The 2,349-nt window shown below is 57.7% G+C and carries 2 protein-coding genes; one reads left to right on the top strand and one right to left on the bottom strand.

The window, feature by feature from the left end:
* Positions 1-4: 4 nt before the first annotated feature.
* A complete protein-coding gene (locus HMPREF3164_RS06370; RefSeq protein ID WP_048780081.1) occupies positions 5-1,474 on the top strand; it encodes an NCS2 family permease in 1,470 nt (489 codons plus the stop codon).
* A gap of 316 nt (positions 1,475-1,790) precedes the next feature.
* Here the strand turns inward: HMPREF3164_RS06370 and HMPREF3164_RS06375 are convergent, their stop codons facing one another.
* Positions 1,791-2,312 (bottom strand): hypothetical protein, encoded by a 522-nt coding sequence (locus HMPREF3164_RS06375; RefSeq protein ID WP_048754522.1) that lies wholly within the window; start codon positions 2,310-2,312, stop codon positions 1,791-1,793.
* Positions 2,313-2,349 lie beyond the last annotated feature (37 nt).

Genomic DNA, 2,349 nt, shown 5'->3' on the forward strand with positions numbered 1-2,349 from the left:
ACGAATGTCTTCTGAGAACACCGCGGCTCCCCAGGCACACAAGCCCAACGCATCGGGCGGCGCACTGGACCGTTACTTCAAAATCACTGAACGAGGCTCATCTATTTCAGCCGAGATTCGTGGCGGTCTCGCCGCGTTCTTCGCGATGAGTTACATCGTCGTCCTCAACCCCCTGGTGATCGGCACCGGCGCAGACTCGGCGGGAAATATCCTTGGCGTGCCGCAGGTTGCCGCGGTCACCGCACTCGTCGCCGGCGTGATGACTATCCTAATGGGCGTTATTGCTAAGCAGCCTTTCGCAATGGCGGCGGGCCTGGGTGTGAACGCGCTGCTGGCGTCCACAATCGCAACCACCCCCGGGCTGACGTGGGCAGATATTATGGGCTTGGTGATTATCGCCGGTCTTATTATGACTGTGCTGGTCCTCACCGGCTTCCGCACCGCCGTATTCGAGGCGGTCCCCGAGAGCCTCAAAACCGCAATTGTGGCGGGAATCGGCTTCTTTATCGCCTTTATCGGACTGGTTGATTCCGGGATCATCCGCCGCATGCCGGATGCCGCAGGAACTACCGTTCCCGTCTCGTTCGGCGTGGGTGGTCACCTACTTGGCTGGCCTACTCTCGTGTTTATTTTCGGTCTTTTCCTCACCATCGCCCTGTTTATTCGCAATGTGCGCGGCGCTATCCTCATTGGTGTGGTGGCATCTACCGCGCTGTCTATCATCCTAGAGGCGGTTTTCCATATCGGCAGCGGCAAAGGAAACCCGACCGGCTGGTCGCTCAACGTTCCCGCGCTCAATAATTTTTCCTTCTCAGCCCCCGATTTCTCGCTTATCGGGTCTGCACGATTCGGCGCGTTCGGCGCTATCGGCGTGCTGGGCGCATCCCTGCTGGTGTTCGCTATTCTGCTCTCGGTCTTCTTTGACGCCATGGGTGTTTCGGTGGGCTTAGCAACCGAAGCGGGCACCATCGATAAGGACGGCAAGGTCGAGAACATTAACGAGGTGCTGCTCGTGGATGCGGTCGGTTCCGTGGTCGGCGGCGGCGCATCCGGCTCTGCGAACCAGATTTTTGTGGAGTCGGCAACCGGTATTGGTGAGGGTGCCCGCACGGGTCTGGCGAATATCGTAACCGGTGTGCTGTTCCTGGTGGCGATTATCGCCTCGCCGCTGGTGACGATCGTTCCCTTTGAGGCGGTCGCCCCCGCTCTGGTGGTTGTTGGGTTCCTGATGGTGCGCCAAGCCGTGCATATCGACTGGCAAGACTGGGGTCTGGGTATCCCCGCGTTTATGACCATTATTTTCATGCCGCTGTCGTACTCGATCGCTAACGGTATTGGTGCTGGGTTCGTCTCGTACGCCTTTATCCGTCTGGTTCAGGGTCGCGGGCGCGAGGTGCACTGGCTCATGTACGTAGTGTCTGCAGTATTCGTCATCTACTTCGGCATGGGTATTATCAACGGTCTCACGCACTAGCGTTGGCTGATCCCGGGTATATATCGGGTGTAAAAAGGCTCTTTTTGAAGAGAAGCGGCGGAAAACTACGCTTTATTCAGAAAGAGCCTTTTTATACACCTATGGGGGGGTGTAGATATGCGCTCGAAAACGTCAGAAATTTCACGGCTGCAGGTATACAACTTCACCCGTTTTTCCTGGTATTCTTCGCATAGGTTTACTTTCAGGTAAACCCAATTCAACGCACCTATACACGCAGACAACGCGTTTGAATGCGAACCAGCCCCGCCCTCTTACTCAGAGACGGCGCGGGCTGGCTCAGGTTAAACCGAGAATTCTATCTGTCGCTTGGGCGGCATAATTCTTTCATGATGCGCTCGGCCCTCTCTTGTGCACGCTCATCCACCGCGCCAATATCGCAGACGTGCAGCAGGTCTGCCGCCACGTGCAGGCGCAGCACCCGCGGAAGGGTAAAAACCTCGCGCAAAATCACGTTCGCCCGCTCGGGTGGAGCAGGTTCCAAACCCCAATTCGGAGCAAATTTTATGAGGTCACTGGGCAGAATGTAGGCGTCGAGCAGAGAAGTTTTCATCCCCAAAAGCTCGTGCCGAGCCCCAGTGAGCGCGAGCGCACTCGCACCCGTTCGCAGCAGGTCGCTCGTATCGTAGGGTGCCACGTAGTAGTGCACAGTCATCCCGGTGCGGTGCGTATACTGCCGGAGCGCATCGAGCCCGCAAGCGCAGAGGATGCGGGCGCGTTCGGCGGCGCTGCGGCGCGCGTCCGAGGTAAGCAGGTGCCCTCCCCCGTTGAAATAGAGGGCGAGCTCGTCGAAAGATTCCTGCGAGATAACGTCACTCATGGCTTGACTTCCTCTACCCCGTGAACGGGGTAAATTC

It is taken from the genome of Rothia sp. HMSC08A08, assembly GCF_001808385.1.
In the GTDB taxonomy this organism is placed as follows: Bacteria; Actinomycetota; Actinomycetes; order Actinomycetales; family Micrococcaceae; genus Rothia; species Rothia dentocariosa.

What these genes read in the sequence shown, in the direction of transcription:
- HMPREF3164_RS06370 (WP_048780081.1), top strand. Translation starts at nt 5, where the DNA reads ATGTCTTCTGAGAACACCGCGGCTCCCCAGGCACACAAGCCCAACGCA.
- HMPREF3164_RS06375 (WP_048754522.1), bottom strand. Translation starts at nt 2,312, where the DNA reads ATGAGTGACGTTATCTCGCAGGAATCTTTCGACGAGCTCGCCCTCTAT.